The sequence below is a fragment of the Streptococcus sp. 4886 genome, assembly GCF_013276485.1.
Classification (GTDB): Bacteria; Bacillota; Bacilli; order Lactobacillales; family Streptococcaceae; genus Streptococcus.
In genome coordinates this window covers 1-23,385 of sequence record NZ_VMLD01000008.1, presented here as the reverse complement: position 1 = coordinate 23,385, position 23,385 = coordinate 1, and the positions used below count along the sequence as shown (strand labels likewise).

Annotated in this window: 24 protein-coding genes; 19 read left to right on the top strand and 5 right to left on the bottom strand. The window is 40.5% G+C overall.

From position 1 onward, the window contains the following. Positions 1–240: 240 nt before the first annotated feature. Positions 241–1,323, bottom strand: a complete 1,083-nt coding sequence (locus tag HT679_RS03560; RefSeq protein WP_173213029.1) for an N-acetylmuramoyl-L-alanine amidase family protein — start codon at positions 1,321–1,323, stop codon at positions 241–243. Positions 1,324–1,546: 223 nt separating this feature from the next. Further along, the gene (locus HT679_RS11255) at positions 1,547–1,714 is read right to left on the bottom strand and encodes a hypothetical protein (RefSeq protein ID WP_240149573.1); all 168 of its coding nucleotides are present in this window, start codon (positions 1,712–1,714) and stop codon (positions 1,547–1,549) included. 326 nt (positions 1,715–2,040) lie between these two features. Between HT679_RS11255 and HT679_RS03550 the strand changes: the two genes are divergently transcribed. After that, positions 2,041–2,907, top strand: a complete 867-nt coding sequence (locus HT679_RS03550; RefSeq protein ID WP_173213027.1) for an Rgg/GadR/MutR family transcriptional regulator — start codon at positions 2,041–2,043, stop codon at positions 2,905–2,907. 75 nt (positions 2,908–2,982) lie between these two features. Here HT679_RS03550 and HT679_RS03545 read toward each other — a convergent pair whose 3' ends face one another. From HT679_RS03545 to HT679_RS03535, 3 genes are read right to left on the bottom strand one after another with little or no spacing between them, the layout of a single operon-like run. Next, positions 2,983–3,750 (bottom strand): hypothetical protein, encoded by a 768-nt coding sequence (locus HT679_RS03545; RefSeq protein WP_173213025.1) that lies wholly within the window; start codon positions 3,748–3,750, stop codon positions 2,983–2,985. Between the two features lie 16 nt (positions 3,751–3,766). Next, a complete protein-coding gene (locus tag HT679_RS03540; RefSeq protein ID WP_173213023.1) occupies positions 3,767–4,462 on the bottom strand; it encodes an ABC transporter ATP-binding protein in 696 nt (231 codons plus the stop codon). Positions 4,463–4,466: 4 nt separating this feature from the next. Next, the gene (locus HT679_RS03535; RefSeq protein ID WP_000119149.1) at positions 4,467–4,832 is read right to left on the bottom strand and encodes a GntR family transcriptional regulator; all 366 of its coding nucleotides are present in this window, start codon (positions 4,830–4,832) and stop codon (positions 4,467–4,469) included. A gap of 140 nt (positions 4,833–4,972) precedes the next feature. Between HT679_RS03535 and nrdR the strand changes: the two genes are divergently transcribed. The 18 genes from nrdR (at position 4,973) to HT679_RS03445 (ending at position 23,009) form a co-directional block, all read left to right on the top strand. Next, positions 4,973–5,446 carry a transcriptional regulator NrdR gene (nrdR, locus tag HT679_RS03530; protein ID WP_001203672.1) on the top strand — a complete coding sequence of 158 codons (474 nt, stop codon included), beginning with the start codon at positions 4,973–4,975 and terminating at the stop codon, positions 5,444–5,446. Continuing rightward, entirely contained in the window at positions 5,447–6,616 is a 1,170-nt protein-coding gene (locus HT679_RS03525) for a replication initiation and membrane attachment family protein (RefSeq protein ID WP_112443881.1), read from the top strand. After that, positions 6,617–7,513 (top strand): primosomal protein DnaI, encoded by an 897-nt coding sequence (gene dnaI / locus HT679_RS03520; RefSeq protein ID WP_173213021.1) that lies wholly within the window; start codon positions 6,617–6,619, stop codon positions 7,511–7,513. It abuts the gene before it with no gap. Then, a complete protein-coding gene (locus tag HT679_RS03515; RefSeq protein WP_173213019.1) occupies positions 7,510–8,223 on the top strand; it encodes an NADPH-dependent oxidoreductase in 714 nt (237 codons plus the stop codon). The genes dnaI and HT679_RS03515 overlap by 4 nt, the downstream gene beginning before the upstream one ends. A gap of 13 nt (positions 8,224–8,236) precedes the next feature. Beyond that, a complete protein-coding gene (gene der / locus HT679_RS03510; protein ID WP_001207696.1) occupies positions 8,237–9,547 on the top strand; it encodes a ribosome biogenesis GTPase Der in 1,311 nt (436 codons plus the stop codon). An 81-nt stretch (positions 9,548–9,628) separates the two neighbouring features. Further along, positions 9,629–9,964, top strand: a complete 336-nt coding sequence (locus HT679_RS03505) for a hypothetical protein (RefSeq protein ID WP_173213017.1) — start codon at positions 9,629–9,631, stop codon at positions 9,962–9,964. A 185-nt stretch (positions 9,965–10,149) separates the two neighbouring features. Continuing rightward, entirely contained in the window at positions 10,150–10,941 is a 792-nt protein-coding gene (locus HT679_RS03500; RefSeq protein ID WP_000701267.1) for a hypothetical protein, read from the top strand. Continuing rightward, positions 10,934–11,575, top strand: a complete 642-nt coding sequence (locus HT679_RS03495) for a hypothetical protein (protein WP_000475785.1) — start codon at positions 10,934–10,936, stop codon at positions 11,573–11,575. The genes HT679_RS03500 and HT679_RS03495 overlap by 8 nt, the downstream gene beginning before the upstream one ends. Positions 11,576–11,578: 3 nt before the next feature. After that, the gene (locus HT679_RS03490) at positions 11,579–12,229 is read left to right on the top strand and encodes an ABC transporter ATP-binding protein (protein WP_001235271.1); all 651 of its coding nucleotides are present in this window, start codon (positions 11,579–11,581) and stop codon (positions 12,227–12,229) included. A gap of 10 nt (positions 12,230–12,239) precedes the next feature. Continuing rightward, positions 12,240–12,530: a hypothetical protein gene (locus HT679_RS03485; RefSeq protein ID WP_173213015.1), complete on the top strand. Its 291-nt coding sequence runs from the start codon at positions 12,240–12,242 to the stop codon at positions 12,528–12,530. 145 nt (positions 12,531–12,675) lie between these two features. After that, entirely contained in the window at positions 12,676–15,189 is a 2,514-nt protein-coding gene (gene secA / locus HT679_RS03480; protein ID WP_173213013.1) for a preprotein translocase subunit SecA, read from the top strand. An 80-nt stretch (positions 15,190–15,269) separates the two neighbouring features. After that, on the top strand, positions 15,270–16,301 hold the full coding sequence (locus tag HT679_RS03475) for a 3-deoxy-7-phosphoheptulonate synthase (protein WP_050267559.1): 1,032 nt from the start codon (positions 15,270–15,272) through the stop codon (positions 16,299–16,301). Position 16,302: 1 nt separating this feature from the next. After that, complete coding sequence (locus HT679_RS03470; protein ID WP_173213011.1) at positions 16,303–17,334, top strand: 3-deoxy-7-phosphoheptulonate synthase; 1,032 nt, start codon at positions 16,303–16,305, stop codon at positions 17,332–17,334. 44 nt (positions 17,335–17,378) lie between these two features. Next, positions 17,379–17,741, top strand: a complete 363-nt coding sequence (gene acpS / locus HT679_RS03465) for a holo-ACP synthase (protein ID WP_173213179.1) — start codon at positions 17,379–17,381, stop codon at positions 17,739–17,741. Beyond that, complete coding sequence (gene alr / locus HT679_RS03460; protein ID WP_173213009.1) at positions 17,731–18,834, top strand: alanine racemase; 1,104 nt, start codon at positions 17,731–17,733, stop codon at positions 18,832–18,834. Before acpS ends, alr begins: the two co-directional genes overlap by 11 nt. An 18-nt stretch (positions 18,835–18,852) precedes the next feature. Next, entirely contained in the window at positions 18,853–20,868 is a 2,016-nt protein-coding gene (gene recG, locus HT679_RS03455; RefSeq protein ID WP_173213006.1) for an ATP-dependent DNA helicase RecG, read from the top strand. A 314-nt stretch (positions 20,869–21,182) separates the two neighbouring features. Then, positions 21,183–22,163, top strand: a complete 981-nt coding sequence (locus HT679_RS03450; RefSeq protein ID WP_173213004.1) for an acetylxylan esterase — start codon at positions 21,183–21,185, stop codon at positions 22,161–22,163. Positions 22,164–22,781: 618 nt separating this feature from the next. Continuing rightward, entirely contained in the window at positions 22,782–23,009 is a 228-nt protein-coding gene (locus HT679_RS03445; RefSeq protein WP_050234264.1) for a hypothetical protein, read from the top strand. The last annotated feature ends 376 nt before the right edge of the window (positions 23,010–23,385 follow it).

Here is a 23,385-nt window from a genome sequence, read left to right as displayed (position 1 = left end):
TCAGTTTTAAAGTTATTATACTCCTTTATCTCAAATACTTCATATAAAAATGTAATTTTTGGGGATATACAATTAAATGAAAATATCGTACTGACACAGATTAAAACAAAAAGCGAACAAAACAAAATTCGTTGTTTCGATTCGCTTTTTGTATTATTATCTAGATTTTTTTGTAGCTCTGATAACAATTAGTCTGAGCATGTACACTAATAGCTGATGGAATAAAATGTGTACTTTAGATTATTTCCAAGCGCCACTGGCATCTACATAGTAACCATCTGGTGTGTAGGTATTGTGAAGCATCTTACCTGATGAAGCAAGGTAGTACCAAGATCCGCTATCTTTTACCCAGCCTGTTGCCATAGAACCTGAGTTGTTTAGATAATACCAAGATCCACTATCTTTGATCCAACCTGTCGCCATAGAACCTGAGTCTTTTAGGTAATACCAAGAGTGATTATCATATAGCCAGTCACTAGCAATCATGGCTCCTGATGATTTAAAGGCATACCAGTTGCCACCCTGATAGAGCCAAGTTTGATTGAACATGACTCCGTTATCATTCATAAAGTACCAAGTTCCCTTGTCCTTAACCCAATCGTTCTGCACTAGTTGACCTTGTTTTTGATAGTACCAGCTTTCACTGTAATTCTTTTTTAGCCAGCTTTCTGCTTTTACAATCGGATAAAGTATTTTGAAGGCTCCTCCCCCTCTGTAGGAATGACTGATAACTCCTGGTTTTTGAAGTTTCAATTCTACATAGTCGTCTGCCCAAGCAAATACTTTTTGACCATTGACAGTCTCTGGTAAGGTAGCAGTGTAGGTCTTAGTTTGATAGTCCCATTTTGCATCAAGGTAGGTGTGTTGATCATTTGATTCGTCAATACGGAAGTAACCACTCTTTCCGCCATCATGATACACATCATCTACTACTTTAGTGGACCAGGTCTTTACTTCGTTTCCGCTCTTGGCTTCTACCTTGATATCTCCTCTATAGCCATAAGGTACATAGAAATTCAGGTAACGCCCCTCTACCCCCATCATAGACTTGTCCTTTTCTTGACCTAGGAAATTGACAGTTTGATCTTGACCATTGAGACTGACCGTCCACTCGATTTTCTCGGTTTTTGGCAAATTCAAGACTTTGATATCTACTTCATGTCCATTGTCAAATCGAAGAATTTTGCCATCTTGATACTTAATCCCACCCTTGATAACCCATTCTTCTTCCAACTCGAAGGCCTTTCCTGAATGAGGGAAAGCCAGTAAGGCTAGACCAGCTAAAGACAAACCAAATAATGTGATTTTTTTTGATACTTTCATTTTCTTAACTCCTTATTTTTGAAATAAAACAAATTGACTGTTTTCTGGATAAATTGATACATGTTGCTCCTTGTTACTGCTGGATGCAGCTTCAAGGACTAGAGGATAAGAGTATTGATACAGTTCCTCTAAAGTGATTTTTCCGTTAGTATTGGTGTTTGCCATAGACGAAATAATTCCATTTTGAAGTGAATCCCAGCCTGTAAATACCGTTTTATAGCTACTAATAGATATCGTACAGTTTTTTTCTCCATGACAAGTAAAGGTGGTTCACATCGTTTTCGATAGAAGATTTAAATAGTTCTTGCATATTTGCAATAATCTCAGCTTTTGTTTTATCTGGGAAACGAACAACTTTACTAAAGTTTTGATTACTAAAAACCTTTTCCATAGCATTAACATCTTCGATAGGTACTGCTCTCGTTGATGTTTCACCTGTTTTAGTGTAAGAACCGTCAGAGTGTTTATACCACCAACGGCTATTCGATTGAATCCAACTGCCATTGGAGTGGCTATAATCCTAGGGAGAGATAGATTCTTGAGCAGAAACTGGATTATTTACTGGTAATGTTGCCACTAGGCTCAGTAAAGCAACTGATGACAATAAAATTTTTTTCATAATCATATTGTCCTTTCTGTTTTATTTTTGTATAATCATAATCATATCACAAATAAAAAAACAGGTTTTATTTTTTGCAGAAATGGAAGAGGAATAGTATGGAAAATTTTGGAGCAGTTTTAAAGGATATTCGTATTTCAAAAAATTTTCGTCTTAAAGATTTGGCTTGTGATAAGATTAGTGAGTCAACTATTTCTCGTTTCGAAAATGGGATTACAAAATTATCTATTGATCATTTTTACATGTTGTTAAATCGCCTGGGGATATCATTTTCGGAATTTGAAGAATTAGTTCATTGCTATTATTCCAAAAAAGAATGCTTTTTTGAAGAATTAGAGCATGCTGTAAACTCTTCAGATATCATTTTGTTACAAGAACTAATAAATAAAATAGAACTAAAACAAAAGCAGGAAAAAAGTTTATGCAATTGTCACATAAAGTTGATTGCTGAACAACAGATCAACCGGCTTGCAAACCTTCCTTACAATGCCTCTAAATGTAATGAGCTAATCAAGTATTTGCTTTCTGTAGATAATTGGATGGAGTATGAACTTAAAATTTTCTATAATTCGGTGTTTTTTATGAATACTAGGATCATAAGTTTACTATATAGAGTGGTAATCAAGAAAACACGACATTTTTTAAAAACAGATATGGGAACACATAGAGTAATTCCTTTATATTTATTTAATTTAGAATTACTATTAAAAAATAATTTGTTAGATAGCGCTCAATTTTTTATAGATGATTTAGAAAATTTACTGACCAGACAAGGATATTATTTTGAAAAGAATTATTTGCTTTTTTTAAAAGGTATTTATCTCATAAAAACGAATCAAGTAGAGTTAGGTAAAAAAGAATGTTCCAAAGCTATGAGAATATGTAAGGAATATAATGATAGTGTCACAATAGAGAAATTAAACAAGACCTTTAAATCAGATTTAAAAGGATTTGTTTTTAAATAAAGTTAGACAGAAAATGAAATAAAAGAAAAAGGATAGCCTCTCTGCGATGAGATGTTATCCTTTTTGATTTTAAAATTATTGCAAATTAACCTTGTTTCTCAAGATGTAGTAGGTTCCGAGGTAAAAGATAGCTATGAAAATGAGTTCTTCAACAATACTTATACTTGCTCCCATATAGAAATGGTCATTAAGTCCTACAAGTGAATTGACATAGAAATTAGAACTAAGATTGAAGAAAAGTTCAATAAATCCAATGACGATTTGGATCCCAATGTAGGCTGCAACAGCGAGTGCTGTACGGTATTCATTGAAAAGCTGTCCAATGGAAATAGCCAAGTAGATGCAGAGGATACTGGAAATGGTATTTAGTAGGAAGGATATACCTGTAAGAAGGATCTGAGGGAGATGTGTTTCTACAAATGTAATCACATAAGAAAGAGGGATCCATTCTGGAACCGTTATGGTCACAATAATAACAGCACTTAGAGCTAGGATAGCAGTGCTAATCATCGACCAGATAAAGGCACCGACTAGTTTGGCTGTGATGATATGGTGTTCAGATACTGGAAGGGTCAAAGTCAGATAGCCTTGTCGGTCATAGACACTGCCTTTAAAGCGTTTAATGATTAAGAAAAGAGTTGAAATTCCAAGTGTAATCATCAAGCCACCAAAGACGAGGGCTAGAAAAGTAAGTAAAACAGGTTGGCTTTCTTTGACAGGCAGATTGTTATAGGTCTGTGCTTGTATCCCGATAAGGGCAGAAAGGACTAGCACAGCAGCGTAGAGGGCTAAATACCACTTGTTAACATTTTTAAATTCGTAGCGAATTAAATTCCAAAACATAAATAATCTCCTTTGCTTAGGCCTTAAATTCCTGACGGAAGAGTTGGTCAATGGATTCACCTGACTCATAGCGAATATCATCTACATTGCCTTGACGGACGACTTTTCCATCTTTGAGGAAGACAATTTCATCCAAGATTGGCTCGATATCTGAAATCAAGTGGGTTGAAATCAAAACGGTAGAAGTCGGTGAGTAGTTGTTGATAATGGTATTGAGGATATAATCACGGGCTGCTGGGTCCACCCCACCAATGGGTTCGTCCAAAACGTAGAGACGAGCATCACGGCTCATAACCAAAATTAGTTGGACCTTTTCCTTGTTCCCTTTTGATAATTTCTTGAGACGACTATTTTCATCAATGCCTAGGTCTGCAAGCAGATGATGGGCGCGTTCAAGATTGAAATCTTTATAGAAGGTCTTGAAGTAGGTTAGGGCTTCTTTGACCTTCATTTGCTCATTGAGATAGGTCGTATCTGGCAAATAAGCTACGATGGCCTTGGTTGCTGGGCTTGGGTCCATGTCGTTGATAAGGACGCGTCCTTGGTCTGGTTGTAAGAGGCCATTGATTAGTTTAATCAATGTTGTTTTCCCTGAGCCGTTTGGCCCAAGGAGACCAACAATTTTTCCAGCTGGGATGTCAAGGGAAACATTTTCAAGGGCTGGTGTTGATCCATAAGATTTGGATACATTTTCAAATGCTAGTAATGACATAGGCTTAAACTCCTTTAATATAATCGCCGACTACGCCTGGTAGTTCTTCTTTTTCATAGCCAAAATGGGTCATGGAGGAAACGAAGTGTTCCAATTCTTCTTCCGATAATTGTTTGCGTGATTGGGCGATTAGCTCCTTATCCTCAGTCACAAATCGTCCAGTTGTTCGCTTACTGTAGACAAATCCTTCTCGTTCGAGATCTGACAAGGCTCTTTGGATGGTGTTGGGATTGACACCAGCCTCGCTAGCTAGCTCTCGCACGGTTGGAAGTTGTTGATTGGGTTCCAGTGTATGGGAAACAATCTGAAGCTTGATTTTCTCCATAATCTGTAAATAGATGGGTTTTTTGTTGTCAAATGTCCAGGACATCTTGGTCTCCTTTCTTTTTATCTATTTGTCTTAATTAAATAATACAACAAAACAAAAAACTTGTCAAGCAAAAAGAAGAATTGTTTTGGGAATCGTTTAAAAAATGGTATAATGAAAAGAAAACGATAAGGAGGGAAAGGATGCGTTGTCCAAAATGTGGGGCTACCAAGTCAAGTGTTATCGATAGTCGCCAAGCAGAAGAAGGGAACACTATTCGTAGAAGACGTGAGTGCGATGAATGCCAGCACCGTTTTACAACCTACGAACGAGTAGAAGAAAGAACCTTAGTGGTTGTTAAAAAAGATGGCACACGGGAACAATTCTCCAGAGATAAAATCTTTAATGGGATTATCCGCTCAGCCCAGAAACGTCCTGTGTCAAGTGATGAAATCAACATGGTAGTCAATCGTATCGAACAGAAACTCCGTGGTCGAAATGAAAACGAAATTCAAAGTGAGGACATTGGTTCACTCGTCATGGAGGAGTTGGCTGAATTGGATGAGATTACCTATGTACGTTTTGCCAGTGTCTATCGTAGTTTTAAGGATGTCAGTGAGTTAGAGAGCTTACTCCAACAAATCACCCAGTCCTCTAAAAAGAAAAAGGAAAGATAAATGAAGCCAATTGACCGTTTTTCTTATCTAAAGAATAATCGGGTGTCGCAAGATACCTCATCTCTGGTACAGTGCTACCTCCCGATTATCGGTCAGGAGGCACTGAGCCTTTATCTTTATACAATCAGTTTTTGGGATAATGGCAGAAAGGAATACCTCTTTTCAAGTATTCTCAACCATCTCAATTTTGGAATGGATAGATTGATAAAAGCCCTGAAAATCCTATCTGCTTTCAATCTCTTGACCCTCTATCAAAAGGGGGAAGTTTATCAGCTAGCCCTCCATGCTCCTCTTTCGAGTCAGGATTTTTTGGAACACCCTGTTTATCGTAGACTCTTGGAAAAAAAGATTGGCGATGCAGCTGTGGAGGATTTGAAAGTTGAGAGTGCTGAGGGAGAAGAAATACCTATCTCGCTCAATCAAGTCTTTCCAGATTTGGAAGAACTGGGAAGTCAAGAAGACCTTAGTCTCAAGAAGAAAGTGGCCAACGATTTTGACTTGGACCATTTTCGTCAGCTTATGGCTAGAGATGGCCTTCGCTTTGCGGATGAGCAGTCCGATGTCTTAAACCTCTTTGCCATTGCCGAGGAGAAGAAATGGACTTGGTTTGAGACCTATCAATTGGCTAAGTCAACAGCTGTTTCCCAGGTCATTTCAACCAAACGCATGCGGGAAAAAATCGCTCAAAAACCGATTTCTTCTGATTTTAGTCCTAAGGAAGCAACCATTATCAAGGAAGCAAAAAGTAAAACTGCCCTGCAGTTCTTGGCAGAAATCAAGCAAACACGTAAGGGAACCATTACCCAAACAGAAAGAGAACTCTTGCAACAGATGGCTGGCTTGGGCTTGCTGGACGAAGTCATCAATATCATTCTCTTATTGACCTTTAATAAGGTGGATTCAGCAAACATCAATGAGAAATATGCCATGAAAGTGGCCAATGACTATGCCTATCAAAAGATACATTCGGCAGAAGAGGCAGTCTTGCGCATCCGTGAGAGAGGGCAGAAGAATCAGGCTCAAAAGGCTAGTAAACCGAGTCCTACCAAGTCCAATGTACCCAAGTGGAGCAATCCAGATTATAAGAATGAAACCAGCGAGGAAACTCGTCTGGAACTAGAACGTAAGAAACAAGAACTATTAGCTCGATTAGAAAAAGGAGGAGATTAGATGGAAAGTGTCGGAGACGTACTCAAACGTCAACCTAGCCGTTTTCATTATCAAGATTTGGTTCAGAAAATCATGAAGGACCCTGATGTTGCGGCCTTTATCCAGCAAGAATCCTTGACTCCAGAGGAATTGAAACGCAGTATCTCCAAGTTTAATCAGTACATCACCGAGCGTGATAAGTTTCTTCGTGGTGATACGGATTATATTGCCAAAGGCTACAAGCCTATACTAGTCATGAATCATGGCTATGCGGACGTTTCTTATGAAGAAACTCCTGAACTAATTGCGGCGGAAAAAGAAGCGGCTATTAAGAACCGTCTCAAGTTAATCAATCTGCCAGCCAGTCTCAGGAAAGCTAGTTTGGCTCAAGTAGACTTGGATGATTTGGGGCGCTTACCAGTTTTTGAAAAGTTATTAGCATTCGTGGAGCAATATCCAGCTATTCGAAAAGGTCTTTACCTATATGGAGACTTTGGTGTGGGTAAAAGTTTCATGGTGGCTGCCTTAGCCCATGATTTATCAGAAAAACGTGGTGTTTCATCCACTCTTCTCCACTATCCTAGCTTTGTCATCGATGTCAAAAATGCTATCGGTGATGGTAATGTCAAGACCTTGGTGGATGAGCTTAAGCTTTCTGAAGTCCTGATTTTAGATGACATTGGTGCCGAACAATCAACAGCTTGGGTGCGTGACGAAATCCTGCAGGTCATTCTCCAATATCGGATGCAGGAAAATTTACCGACTTTTTTCACCTCCAACTTCAACTTTGAAGAATTGGAGCAGCATTTCGCTAAAGGGAAGCATGGAAATGACGAAACCTGGGAAGCCAGACGCGTCATGGAACGCATCCGTTATTTGGCTGAGGAGACTCGTTTAGAAGGAGTGAACCGTCGATGACAGAAACGATTAAACTGATGAAAGCTCATACTTCAGTGCGTAGATTTAAGGAGCAAGCCCTTCCTCAGGAAGACTTGACTGAAATCCTGACTGCAGCCCAGATGGCCTCGTCTTGGAAGAATTTTCAATCCTACTCTGTTGTTGTGGTACGAAGTCAGGAAAAGAAAGATGCCTTGTATGAATTGGTACCTCAAGAAGCCATTCGCCAGTCAGCTGTTTTTCTTCTTTTTGTCGGAGATTTGAACCGAGCAGAAAAGGGAGCACGACTTCATACCGACATCTTCCAACCTCAAGGTGTAGAAGGTCTTTTGATTAGTTCGGTCGATGCGGCCCTTGCTGGTCAAAATGCCCTGCTGGCAGCTGAAAGTTTGGGCTATGGAGGTGTCATCATTGGTTTGGTACGGTACAAGTCAGAAGAAGTGGCAGAGCTCTTTAACCTGCCTGACTACACCTATCCTGTCTTTGGGATGGCACTGGGTCTTCCAAATGAAGAACATGAAGTCAAACCTCGCTTGCCATTGAATCAAGTGGTGTTTGAGGAAGAATACCGAGAACAGTCAACTGATGCAATCGAAGCTTATGACCATGTACAGGCGGACTATGCTGGAGCACGTGCGACCACAAGCTGGAGTCAGCGCCTAGCAGAACAGTTTGGTCAAGCAGAACCAAACTCAACTAGAAAAAATCTTGAACAGAAGAAGTTATTGTAGAAAGTGAGAAATTATGGCCCTACCAACTATTGCCATTGTAGGACGTCCCAATGTTGGGAAATCAACCCTATTTAATCGGATCGCTGGTGAGCGAATCTCCATTGTAGAAGATGTCGAAGGAGTGACACGTGACCGTATCTATGCAACGGGTGAGTGGCTCAATCGTTCCTTTAGCATGATTGATACAGGAGGAATCGATGATGTCGATGCTCCTTTCATGGAACAAATCAAGCATCAGGCAGAAATTGCCATGGAAGAAGCAGATGTTATCGTCTTTGTCGTGTCTGGTAAGGAAGGAATTACTGATGCAGACGAATACGTAGCTCGTAAGCTTTATAAGACCCACAAACCAGTTATCCTCGCAGTTAACAAGGTGGACAACCCTGAGATGCGAAATGATATCTATGATTTCTATGCTCTTGGTTTGGGGGAACCACTGCCAATCTCATCTGTCCATGGTATCGGTACAGGGGATGTGCTAGACGCGATCGTAGAAAATCTTCCAAATGAATATGAAGAAGAAAATCCAGATGTGATTAAGTTTAGCTTGATTGGTCGTCCCAACGTTGGAAAATCAAGCTTGATTAACGCTATTTTGGGCGAAGACCGTGTCATTGCTAGTCCTGTTGCTGGAACAACGCGTGACGCTATTGATACCCACTTTACAGATACAGATGGTCAAGAGTTTACCATGATTGATACGGCTGGTATGCGTAAATCTGGTAAGGTTTATGAAAATACCGAGAAATACTCTGTCATGCGTGCCATGCGTGCTATTGACCGTTCAGATGTGGTCTTAATGGTCATCAATGCGGAAGAAGGAATCCGTGAATACGACAAGCGTATCGCAGGATTTGCCCATGAAGCTGGTAAAGGGATGATTATCGTGGTCAACAAGTGGGATACTCTTGAAAAAGACAACCATACTATGAAAAACTGGGAAGAAGATATTCGTGAGCAGTTCCAATACCTGCCTTACGCACCGATTATCTTTGTATCAGCCTTGACAAAGCAACGTCTCCACAAACTTCCTGAGATGATCAAGCAAATCAGCGAAAGTCAAAATACACGTATTCCATCAGCTGTCTTGAATGATGTGATTATGGATGCTATTGCCATTAACCCAACACCGACAGACAAAGGAAAACGTCTCAAAATCTTCTATGCGACCCAAGTGGCAACTAAACCACCAACCTTTGTCATCTTTGTCAACGAAGAAGAACTTATGCACTTTTCTTACCTGCGTTTCTTGGAAAATCAAATCCGCAAGGCCTTTGTCTTTGAGGGGACTCCAATCCATCTCATCGCAAGAAAACGCAAATAAAAAAGTAGAATCTGGAATGACATTTCCAGATTTTTTTGATATAATAAAATAATAGAAAACGCTATCAAAAAGGAGGTGTCGATGAAACATTTGTTTAAATTTATAATCTTATTTCCCTGGTTTTACTTTTTCAGCTGGATTGAAAAGGATAATAGAGAAAGTAAATTTTTCCCAATTTTTTACTATTTTTACTGGTTTTACATTCCCCTCTATGCTCTTTTTAGCCTTGCTTGGGCAGTTGTTTCAGTTCTGTTTTTCAATATCGTCTTGAGAAATTTGACAGATATCAAGTTATGGGGCATTTGGTTTCTTTTTATTCTGCTAGCTATTGGTCTGAATTGGTTAACTTATTCCTGTTTCAAAAAAATGCTTCGCTTGAGACGAGAACTAGGGAAGTCTAAAGGCGGAAGGCATTGATTTATACTCTTCGAAAATCTCTTCAAACCACGTCAACGTCGCCTTGCCGTAGGTATGGTTACTGACTTCGTCAGTCTTATCTACAACCTCAAAGCAGTGCTTTGAGCAACCTGCGGCTAGTTTCCTAGTTTGCTATTTGATTTTCATTGAGTATTATATTACTTTCTATTTGTAGGAGGTGGCTTATGAAGATTCCTCTCTTAACTTTGGCAAGGCATAAATTTGTTTATGTCTTGCTTACTTTGCTTTTTCTTGCTTTGGTTTATCGTGATGTTTTGATGACTTATTTCTTTTTTGATATTCATGCGCCCGATCTAGCTAAATTCGATGGACAAGCAATTAAAAATGACTTATTAAAATCAGCATTAGATTTTCGTATTCTCCAGTTCAATCTAGGTTTTTATCAATCATTTATTATTCCAATCATCATTGTTTTGCTAGGTTTTCAATATATTGAGCTGAAAAATAAAGTTTTACGATTGAGTATTGGAAGAGAAGTGAGTTATCAAGGGTTAAAAAGAAAGTTGACTTTTCAACTTGCAAGTATCCCTTGTGTGATATATTTAGTGACTGTGCTGATAATTGCAATTTTAACTTATTTCTTTGGGACTTTTTCTCCTCTTGAATGGAATTCTCTATTTTCTGATGGGAGTAGTTTACAAAGGCTCCTAGATGGAGAGATAACAAGCTATTTGTTCTTTACTTGTGTCCTACTAATCGGTATTTTCATCAATGCAGTCTATTTTTTTAAAATAGTTGATTATTTAGGGAATGTGACTCGTTCGGCAATTGCCTATTTGATGTTTCTTTGGCTTGGTTCTATGATGCTCTATAGTATCTTGCCATACTATATGGTTCCTATGACGAGTTTGATGCAAGCTAGCTATGGGGATGTAAGTTTGATGAGACTCTTTACTCCTTATATCCTTTATATTGTCCCCTATATGGTACTTAAAAAATATGAAGATAATGTTTAAGAACTTTAACAATATTTGGCTAAAGAGAAAGATCGTTTTACTACTTCGTATAGTTCTGATGATGATTTTGATTAACTATCTATTGTCAATAGCGGTTCAAAAGCAGGATGTTTTTCTCTTTTTCAAGAGGGAATTGATTTCAATCTTTTCCTATAATGACTATTCTGAAGCGAATTTAGAAATCCCCAAACTCTTGTTAAATCTTTCGCTTTTCATGGTAGGATGGCTCTCTGTCATTTTACTTGAAACTGATTTGGCAGACCATTACCATCACTTGATCCGCTATCAATCAACCTCCTTTTTCGATTATACAAGGAAACGATTGGTTGTCATCTCTAAATTTTTTATTCAAGATTTATTTGTCTGGTTCCTTGGTTTACTTCCTCTAGGAATTCATTTCAAAACAGTCGCACTTTTCTTTTTACTTGCTCAGTTAATGATCTTGTACTTACTACTGTCTTATCTGATAGCACTTATTAGTGCGGGCGCTGGTTTTTCCTTTTTTCTCTATTTTTTAGCATTTGTGGGACAAGAATGGATGATGGATCATATTGTAACAGTGTATTTAGTACTCTTAAGTTTATTAGTTATGTTGATTGTTAGTCGCTTGGAAGAGAAATTTAAGAAAGGATAAACGATGAGACTTGAAATTATAAATGGACAGAAAATTTATGGGAAAAGACCTATTTTAAATGAGTTGAATCTGGTCTTTCAATCAGGAAATATTTATGGTCTTAAAGGTGATAATGGATCTGGTAAGACAGTTCTTTTAAAGATACTTGCTGGTTATATTAAGCTTGATAAAGGAAAAGTTCTTCAAGATGGGGAAGTCTACGGGATAAAAAATCATTATATTCAGGATGCAGGGGTTTTAATTGAAAAAGTCGAGTTTTTATCTCATTTATCCCTTAGAGAAAATTTGGAATTGTTAAGGTGTTTTTCATCTAAAGTTACGGAAAAAAGAATTGCCGATTGGATCCAATATTATGATTTACAGGAATTTGAAGACGTTGAGTACCGTCATTTATCCTTAGGAACGAAACAAAAAATGGCCTTGATTCAAGCCTTTATTGCCGAACCATCTATACTCTTTCTCGATGAACCTATGAATGCTTTAGATGAGAAGAGTGTGAGGTTAACCAAACAGGTCATTTTATCTTACCTGAAAAAAGAAAATAGTCTGGTTATCCTGACGTCACACATATCGGAAGATATTTCAGATCTTTGTACAGATGTATTAGTTGTCGAAAACGGACATATACAATATATAAAGGATATACAATCCTAGGAGGTAGCTTATGGCACATCTAAAATCATTTATTACACAATATTCTAAATTCTATATTGGTTTAGTTCTGCTGATCTGGCTGGCTTTCTTCTTTGTTCCTTGGGATAAACCAGTTCTGGGAATATCTATCAATCTCTTAATCATGCAGAAAGTTTTACTAGTTTTTGGAATTCTGTCGATTTTGATGGCCTTGCTGTCCAAGAAAGTCAGTCTCTTTGTTTTTGGATTGATCTGCTGTTTTTCTCTTTGGATAAATCTATTTATCCTATTTGCGATTTTGCCGATTTTTGTTGGCAATTAAATCATCATAAAAGTCAGAGAGGTTAGCTTGGAAACTAGCCTCTTTTTCCTTTTCAAAATGGGGATTCTTCCTTGAAAATAATCAGTAATTGTGCTAAAATTAAAAGAACATTCTAAAATATTCGGAATTTAAAGTAAGGAAAAACATGGCTAATATTTTAAAAACAATTATCGAAAATGATAAAGGAGAAATCCGTCGTCTGGAAAAGATGGCTGACAAGGTTTTCAAATACGAAGATCAAATGGCTGCTTTGACAGATGATCAACTAAAAGCAAAAACAGTTGAATTTAAAGAACGTTATCAAAATGGAGAATCACTGGATTCATTGCTTTATGAAGCATTTGCAGTTGTCCGTGAGGGTGCCAAACGTGTCCTAGGTCTCTTCCCATATAAGGTTCAGGTCATGGGGGGGATCGTTCTTCACCATGGTGACGTGCCAGAGATGCGTACAGGGGAAGGGAAAACCTTGACTGCGACCATGCCCGTATACCTCAATGCCCTTTCAGGCAAAGGGGTTCACGTAGTTACGGTAAATGAATATCTATCAGAACGTGACGCGACTGAGATGGGTGAATTGTACTCATGGCTTGGTTTGTCAGTAGGGATTAACTTGGCTGCCAAGTCTCCAATGGAGAAAAAAGAAGCCTATGAGTGTGATATTACTTACTCAACCAACTCAGAAATCGGATTTGACTACCTTCGTGATAACATGGTCGTTCGCGCTGAAAACATGGTACAACGCCCGCTCAACTATGCCTTGGTCGATGAGGTTGACTCTATCTTGATTGACGAGGCCCGTACACCTTTAATCGTATCAGGTGCTAACGCAGTTGAAACCAGTCAGCTCTACCACATGGCAGACCACTATGTAAAATCTTTGGACAAAGACGACTACATCATCGATGTGCAGTCTAAGACTATTGGTTTGTCTGATTCAGGGATTGACAAGGCTGAAAGCTACTTCAAGCTTGAAAACCTCTATGACATCGAAAATGTAGCTCTGACTCACTTTATCGATAACGCCCTTCGTGCCAACTATATCATGCTTCTCGATATTGACTATGTTGTGAGCGAAGAGCAAGAAATCTTGATTGTCGACCAATTTACAGGTCGTACCATGGAAGGTCGCCGTTATTCTGATGGCTTGCACCAAGCTATTGAAGCTAAAGAAGGTGTGCCAATTCAGGATGAAACCAAGACATCTGCCTCAATCACTTACCAAAACCTTTTCCGTATGTACAAGAAATTGTCTGGTATGACAGGTACAGGTAAGACTGAGGAAGAAGAATTCCGTGAAATCTACAACATTCGTGTTATTCCAATCCCAACAAACCGTCCTGTTCAACGTATTGACCATTCAGACCTTCTTTATTCAAGTATCGAGGCTAAGTTTAAAGCGGTTGTCGAAGACGTTAAGGCTCGTTACCAAAAAGGTCAGCCTGTCTTGGTTGGTACAGTAGCGGTTGAAACAAGTGACTACATTTCTAAGAAATTGGTCGCAGCTGGCGTTCCTCACGAAGTCTTGAATGCCAAAAACCACTATAGAGAAGCCCAAATTATCATGAATGCTGGGCAACGAGGTGCCGTTACCATCGCAACCAACATGGCCGGTCGTGGTACCGACATCAAGCTTGGTGAAGGGGTTCGTGAACTTGGAGGACTTTGTGTGATTGGTACAGAGCGCCATGAAAGCCGTCGTATCGATAACCAGCTTCGTGGACGTTCAGGTCGTCAAGGAGACCCAGGTGAGTCACAATTCTACCTCTCTCTTGAAGATGACTTGATGAAACGTTTTGGTTCTGAACGCTTGAAGGGAATATTTGAACGTCTCAACATGTCTGAAGAGGCCATTGAGTCTCGTATGTTGACGCGTCAGGTTGAAGCAGCTCAGAAACGTGTCGAAGGAAATAACTACGATACTCGTAAACAAGTCCTTCAATACGATGATGTCATGCGTGAACAACGTGAGATTATCTACGCTCAACGTTACGATGTCATCACTGCAGACCGTGACTTGGCACCTGAAATTCAGGCTATGATCAAACGCACGATTGAACGTGTCGTTGATGGTCATGCGCGTGCCAAACAAGATGAAAAACTAGAAGCGATTTTGAACTTTGCTAAGTACAACTTGCTTCCAGAAGATTCTATTACGATGGAAGACTTGTCAGGCTTGTCTGATAAGGCCATCAAGGAAGAGCTCTTCCAACGTGCCTTGCAGGTTTACGATAGTCAGGTTTCAAAACTACGCGATGAAGAAGCAGTTAAAGAATTCCAAAAAGTCTTGATTCTACGAGTGGTAGATAACAAGTGGACAGATCATATCGATGCCCTCGATCAATTGCGTAACGCGGTTGGACTTCGTGGCTATGCTCAGAACAACCCTGTTGTTGAGTATCAGGCAGAAGGTTTCCGTATGTTTAATGATATGATTGGTTCGATTGAGTTTGATGTGACACGCTTGATGATGAAAGCACAAATTCATGAACAAGAAAGACCACAGGCAGAACGCCATATCAGTACAACAGCGACTCGCAATATCGCTGCCCACCAAGCAAGTATGCCAGAAGATTTGGATTTGAGCCAGATTGGACGCAATGAACTTTGCCCATGTGGTTCTGGTAAGAAGTTTAAAAACTGTCACGGTAAAAGACAATAAAATGAGATAGTTTAGAGGCGGATACCTTGTGAAAAGTAAATTTTTACTTGGTATCCGTTTGCTTTATAAGGAGATGAGTTATGGTATTTACAGCAAAAAGTCCTAAAATAAATATTGAAGAAGTTCGTGCCTTATCAAAATTAGAAGGCCAAGCTTTGGAGAGAAAATCACAGCGCGATCAAGAGCTAGAAGCCATTATACGTGGAGAAGACCAGCGAATTCTCTTGGTAATCGGACCATGCTCATCTGACAATGAAGAAGCTGTCCTTGAATACGCTAAGCGTTTGGCAGCTTTGCAAGAAGAAGTGGCAGACCGTATCTTTATGGTTATGCGTGTTTATACAGCCAAACCCCGTACCAACGGAGATGGCTATAAGGGTTTGATTCACCAGCCTAACGCGACAGAAGCCCCTAGCCTCATCAACGGAATCAAAGCCGTGCGCCATCTTCACTATCGTGTCATCACAGAAACAGGGATGACAACTGCTGATGAAATGCTTTATCCTGAAAATCTTCCGCTAGTAGATGATTTGATTTCTTACATGGCAGTTGGTGCCCGTTCAGTTGAAGACCAGCAACACCGCTTTGTGGCCAGTGGGGCAGGATTTTCTACTGGTTTTAAAAATCCAACCTCTGGAAATCTCAATGTCATGTTTAATGGGATTTATGCTGCTCAAAACAAACAAAGTTTCCTTTTCCTAGGAAAAGAAGTGGAAACAACTGGGAACCCGCTTTCGCACGCCATTCTTCGTGGTGCTCTTAATGAGTATGGAAAAAATATTCCCAACTACTATTATGACAATTTAATTGACACCATTGCCCAGTATGAGAAAATGGGCTTGGAAAATCCCTTTATCATCATTGATACCAATCATGACAATTCTGGCAAGCAGTATATGGAACAGATCCGAATTGTCCGCCAGACCTTGATTAACCGTGCTTGGAATGAAAAAATCAAGCAGTTCGTTCGTGGTTTTATGATTGAGTCTTATCTGGAAGATGGTCGACAAAATGAGCCAGAAGTATTTGGCAAATCTATCACAGACCCTTGCCTGGGTTGGGATAACACAGAAGCTCTTGTCAGAGAAATTTACAAAACGTTAGGAGAATAAGATGGCATTTATTGAAAAAGGTCAAGAAATCGATATGGAAGTCATCAAGGCTGAAACCCAATTGTCTGCGGAAGCCTTGAGACTCAAGGAAAGCCGTGATAGAGAATTGGCAGACATTATTTCAGGAGAAGATGATCGTATCCTTTTGGTGATTGGTCCATGCTCTTCTGATAATGAAGAGGCTGTCTTGGAATATGCTCACCGTTTATCAGCCTTGCAAAAGAAGGTGGCGGACAAGATTTTCATGGTCATGCGTGTTTATACAGCTAAACCACGCACCAACGGAGACGGCTATAAAGGTTTGGTTCACCAGCCAGATACTTCTAAGGCTCCAAGCCTGATTAACGGTTTGCAGGCTGTGCGCCAGTTGCACTACCGCGTGATTACAGAGACTGGTTTGACGACGGCAGATGAGATGCTTTATCCGTCAAATTTGATCTTGGTGGATGACTTGGTCAGCTACCATGCCGTTGGAGCTCGTTCTGTGGAAGACCAAGAGCACCGCTTTGTGGCTTCTGGGATTGATGCACCAGTAGGGATGAAAAATCCAACCTCAGGAAATTTGGGTGTTATGTTTAACGCCATCTATGCTGCTCAAAACAAGCAAACCTTCCTTTATCATGGGCAGGAAGTTGAGACTTCAGGTAATCCTTTGTCCCATGTCATCCTCCGTGGAGCAGTTAACGAGTATGGCAATTATATGCCGAACTACTACTATGAAAACCTACTCCAAGCCATTGAACGCTATGAAACCATGGGACTTGAAAATCCTTTTATCCTCATTGATACCAACCATGATAACTCAGGCAAGCAGTATATGGAGCAGATTCGAATTGTTCGCCAGACCTTGCAAAATCGTGATTGGAATGAGAAAATCAAAAAGACGGTTCGAGGCTTTATGATTGAATCTTACCTAGCAGATGGTCGTCAAAACCAACCAGAGGTCTTTGGTTGCTCTATTACCGATCCTTGCTTGGGTTGGGAAAATACAGAGGCCTTGGTAGAAGAGATTTATGCTACCTTGACAAAATAAGTGAAAAGGATGGAGTTGGGGAATCTCAACTCCTTTTGATGAGAATGATAGTTGGACACGGAATTGACATCGAAGAATTGGCTTCGATAGAAAGAGCGGCTGCACGACATGAAGGCTTTGCTAAGCGCGTGCTGACCGCTCAGGAAATGGAGCGCTTCACCAGTCTTAAAGGGCGCAGACAGATTGAATATTTGGCTGGTCGTTGGTCGGCTAAGGAGGCCTTTTCCAAGGCTATGGGAACGGGTATTGGCAAGCTCGGTTTTCAGGATTTGGAAGTCTTGAACAATGAACGCGGGGCGCCTTATTTTAGTCAGGCACCATTTTCAGGAAAGATTTGGCTGTCTATCAGCCATACCGATCAGTTTGTGACAGCCAGTGTCATTTTGGAGGAAAATCATGAAAGCTAGTCCACATAGACCAACCAAGGCTCTGATTCATCTGGGAGCTATTCGACAAAATATTCAGCAAATGGGGGCTCATATCCCTGAGGGGACACTCAAGTGGGCAGTGGTCAAAGCCAATGCCTATGGGCATGGGGCTGTTGCCGTTGCCAATGCGATTCAAGATGATGTCGATGGCTTTTGCGTTTCCAATATTGATGAAGCCATTGAACTCAGACATGCTGGACTCAGGAAGAAAATCCTCATTTTAGGAGTTTCTGAAATCGAAGCTGTTGCTCTAGCTAAAGAATACGACATCACCTTGACAGCGGCTGGACTGGAGTGGATTCAAGCACTCTTAGATAGGGAAGCAGACCTATCAGGTTTGACAGTTCATCTCAAGATTGATTCAGGAATGGGACGGATTGGTTTTCGAGAGGCCGGTGAGGCTGAGCAGGCTCAAGTTTTGCTCCAACAACACGGTGCTTGTGTTGAAGGGATTTTTACCCACTTTGCTACTGCAGACGAAAAATCAGATGACTACTTTAATGTCCAGTTAGAGAGATTTAAAACTATTTTGGCCAGTATGAAAGGTCTTCCAGAGCTGGTTCATGCCAGTAATTCGGCAACGACTCTTTGGCACGCAGAGACTATTTTTAATGCGGTTCGTATGGGAGATGCCATGTATGGTCTTAATCCTAGCGGAGAGGTTTTGGACTTACCCTATGACTTGATTCCAGCCTTGACCTTGGAATCTGCCTTGGTTCACGTCAAGACAGTTCCAGCTGGAGCTTGCATGGGCTACGGAGCGACCTATCAGGCAGATAGCGAGCAGGTCATCGCGACCGTGCCAATCGGCTATGCGGATGGATGGACACGAGACATGCAGAATTTTTCTGTCTTGGTAGATGGCCAAGCTTGCCCAATCGTCGGCAGGGTTTCGATGGACCAAATCACCATTCGTCTGCCTAAGCTTTACCCACTCGGAACCAAGGTAACTTTGATTGGTTCTAACGGGGGCAAGGAAATCACAGCAACTCAGGTAGCGACCTACCGTGGCACTATTAACTATGAGGTGGTTTGTCTCCTCAGCGATCGCATTCCGAGAGAATATGATTAGAAAAGAAAGGAGTGGAGCATGAATCTACATCAACCCTTGCATGTCTTACCTGGTGTGGGATCAAAGTCAGCAGAAAAATACGCCAAACTAGGAATTAAAAATTTGCAAGACCTCTTGCTCTACTTTCCTTTCCGTTACGAAGATTTTAAGACCAAGCAGGTGCTAGATCTGGAAGACGGTGAAAAGGCAGTCCTATCTGGTCAAGTCGTGACTCCTGCCAGTATTCAGTATTATGGTTTCAAGCGCAATCGTCTGCGCTTTAGCCTCAAGCAGGGAGAAGTCGTTTTTGCGGTGAATTTCTTTAACCAGCCCTATCTGGCTGATAAAATAGAGTTGGGAGCAACTCTTGCTGTCTTTGGAAAATGGGACCGCGCCAAGGCTAGTCTGACTGGGATGAAGGTTCTGGCTCAGGTGGAAGATGACCTCCAACCTGTCTATCGCTTGGCTCAGGGAATCAGTCAGGCCAGTCTGGTCAAAGTTATCAAGACGGCCTTTGATCAAGGACTGGACCTCTTGATAGAGGAAAATCTTCCCCAGTCTTTGCTGGACAAATACAAACTCATGTCCCGTTGTCAGGCTGTCCGAGCTATGCATTTTCCAAAGGATCTGGCAGAATACAAGCAGGCCCTTCGCCGTATCAAGTTTGAAGAACTCTTTTATTTCCAAATGCAATTGCAGACGCTCAAGTCTGAAAACAGAGTTCAGGGAAGCGGTCTGGTTCTGGAGTGGTCTCAGGAAAAAGTGTCGGCTGTTAAAGAAAGTCTACCTTTTGCTCTGACCCAAGCTCAGGAAAAGAGTTTACAGGAAATTTTAACTGATATGAAGTCCGACCATCACATGAATCGTCTCTTGCAAGGAGATGTGGGAAGTGGAAAAACAGTCGTCGCTGGCTTGGCCATGTTTGCGGCGGTGACAGCTGGCTATCAAGCAGCCCTCATGGTGCCAACAGAAATCCTTGCAGAGCAACATTTTGAGAGTTTACAGAACCTTTTTCCAGACTTGAAACTGGCTCTCTTGACAGGTTCCTTGAAAGCTGCAGAAAAGAGAGAAGTCTCGGAGACTATTGCTAAGGGTGAGGCTGATTTGATTATCGGAACCCACGCTCTGATTCAGGATGGGGTGGAGTATGCTCGTCTTGGTTTGATTATCATCGATGAGCAGCACCGTTTTGGTGTGGGGCAAAGGCGTATTTTACGGGAAAAAGGGGATAATCCAGACGTACTCATGATGACGGCGACTCCCATTCCACGGACGCTGGCTATCACAGCCTTTGGTGATATGGATGTTTCCATTATCGACCAGATGCCTGCGGGTCGGAAGCCTATTGTGACGCGCTGGATCAAGCATGAGCAACTACCTCAGGTCTTGATTTGGTTAGAGGGGGAAATTCAAAAAGGTTCTCAAGCCTATGTCATCTCTCCCTTGATTGAAGAATCAGAAGCTCTGGATTTGAAAAATGCCATTGCCTTATCAGAGGAGTTGACGGCTCATTTTGCAGGCAAGGCAGAGGTGGCTCTTCTACATGGTAAGATGAAGAGTGACGAAAAAGACCAGATCATGCAGGAGTTCAAAGAGCGAAAAACGGATATTCTAGTTTCGACAACGGTTATCGAGGTTGGGGTCAATGTTCCCAATGCGACCGTCATGATTATCATGGATGCCGATCGTTTCGGTCTCAGCCAGCTTCACCAGCTTAGAGGTCGTGTCGGTCGGGGAGATAAGCAGTCCTATGCTGTTCTTGTTGCCAATCCCAAGACGGATTCTGGGAAAGACCGCATGCGCATCATGACAGAAACCACCAATGGTTTTGTCCTTGCGGAGGAAGATTTGAAAATGCGTGGTTCAGGTGAGATTTTTGGAACCAGACAGTCAGGACTCCCAGAGTTCCAAGTAGCTGATATTATCGAAGATTTTCCGATTTTAGAAGAAGCCAGAAAGGTTGCTAGCTACATTAGTTCTATTGAAGGCTGGCAAGAGGATCCAGAGTGGCGCATGATTGCCTTTCATCTGGAAAAGAAAGAACATCTGGATTAAGCTTTCTCTAAGGAAAACTTAAGCTAGCTTTCAGGTTTGGCCCTTATACTAGAGTCATCAAAAAGAAACGAGGACTCTCATATGACAGTAACGATTAAAGTAAATTACCCAACCGCTTTCCAAAAGAAAGAAGTAAAAAACTAGTATAAACAGAAGAGAGAGCGAAATGCTCTTTTTTCGTTTCTAAAACTACTTTCAGTCAATAGGCTTGAAGGAAGAAAAGCTAAATTCACTTTCTATTTACCCTTCTTTCTTGCATTGCTTCCCTAGATATGCTACAGTTGTGGTAGCGATTACAAAAAAAGGAGCATGCTATGAAAAATTTAGATTTGTTAGAAGAAATGAAGACCTATCTAGGAAGGGATGAGGTTCCAGAGGACTTTGATGCTTTCTGGGATGAGGAAGTGAAAAAAGTTTCAACTCTTCCAGTCTACCAGTTGGAGGAAAGAAATTTCCACATTCCTCAAGTTAAGTGCTATGAGTTAACGTTTGAAGGAAGCAAGGAAGGTAAGGTCTATGCACGCGTTGTTCTTCCAAAGAGTGAGGAGAAGGTTCCGCTAATCTTCCATTTCCATGGTTATATGGGACGTGGTTGGGACTGGGCCGACATGCTGGCCTTTACCGTGGCTGGTTACGGTGTTGTCTCCATGGATGTGCGGGGCCAGTCAGGTTACTCGCAAGACGGCTTGCGTTCTCCTCTTGGAAATACCGTTAAGGGACATATCATCCGTGGTGCTGTGGAGGGTCGGGAGCACCTCTTTTATAAGGATGTTTATCTGGACATTTACCAGTTGATCGAAATTGTTGCTAGTCTGCCTCAGGTAGATGAGAAGCGACTTTCTAGCTATGGTGCTTCTCAAGGTGGCGCTCTAGCCTTGGTTGCAGCAGCGCTCAATCCTCGAATTCAGAAAACAGTTGCCATCTATCCCTTCTTGTCAGACTTTAGACGAGTGCTTGAGATTGGGAATACCAGCGAGGCTTACGACGAACTGTTCCGTTATTTCAAGTTTCACGATCCTTTTCATGAAACAGAGGAGGAAATCATGGCGACCCTGGCCTATATCGATGTGAAAAATCTTGCCCATCGTATCAAGGGTGAGGTTAAGATGATTACGGGCTTGGATGACGATGTTTGCTATCCCATTACCCAGTTTGCGATTTATAATCGTCTGACCTGCGATAAGGCTTATCGCATCATGCCAGAGTATGCCCACGAAGCCATGAATGTATTTGTCAATGACCAAGTCTACAACTGGCTCTGTGGGAGTGAGATCCCTTTTAAATATCTAAAATAAGGAGTCGACTCTAGGCACAAAATCTTAAAAATCACAAACACGCATAGTATCAGGGGATTAAGAAACCTTGATACTATGCGTTTTATCATGGAAATATTTATAGAATTTTTTGTTGCTAGCTTTGTCAAATTGCTTAAAATAATTTTTTTCAGAAAGCAAAATCCGATACCTATCGAGTAGGGGAGTTCTTGCTATCGTCAGGCTTGTCTGTAGGTGTTAATACTTTCCAAAAATCTCTTCAAACCACGTCAGTTTCATCTACAACCTCAAAACAGTGTTTTGAGCAACCTGCGGCTAGCTTCCTAGCTTGGTCTTTGATTTTCATTGAGTATAAAAACAGATGAATCTCTGTTTTCTTTTTATGGACTATAAATGTTCAGCTGAAACTACTTTCAAGGAGATTATTATATAAAAGAGTTTCTTGAAACTAAAATCTATTATATCACACTGTATTGAAAGCGTTTTAAAAATGAGGTATAATAAATTTGCTAACACTTATAAAAAGTGATAGAATCTTATCTTTATGTATATTTAAAGATAGATTGCTGTAAAAATAGTAGTAGCTATGCGAAATGACAGATAGAGAGAAGGGATTGAAGCTTAGAAAAGGGGAATAATATGATATTTAAGGCATTCAAGACAAAAAAGCAGAGAAAAAGACAAGTTGAACTACTTTTGACAGTTTTTTTCGACAGTTTTCTGATTGATTTATTTCTTCACTTATTTGGGATTGTCCCCTTTAAGTTGGATAAGATTCTGATTGTAAGCTTGATTATATTTCCCATTATTTCTATAAGTATTTATGCCTACGAAAAGCTATTTGAAAAAGTGTTCGATAAGGATTGAGCAGAAAGTATGGTGTAAATAGCATAAGCCGATGTCCAATAATTTGCTTATAAAGAGATATTTTAGTTTAATTGCAGCGGTGTCCTGGTAGATAAACTAGATTGGTAGGAGTCTGATTGGAGAAAGGAGAGGGGAAAATTGACACCGATTTGAGATAGTTTGTTTAGTTCATTTTTGTCATTTAAATGAACTGTAGTAAAAGAAAGTTAAGAAAAGACAAACTAAGTGTATTTTCTGGAGTAAATATCTTATTTCAGAAATCGGGATATAGATATAGAGAGGATCAGTATGAATCGGAGTGTTCAAGAACGTAAGTGTCGTTATAGCATTAGGAAACTATCGGTAGGAGCGGTTTCTATGATTGTAGGAGCAGTGG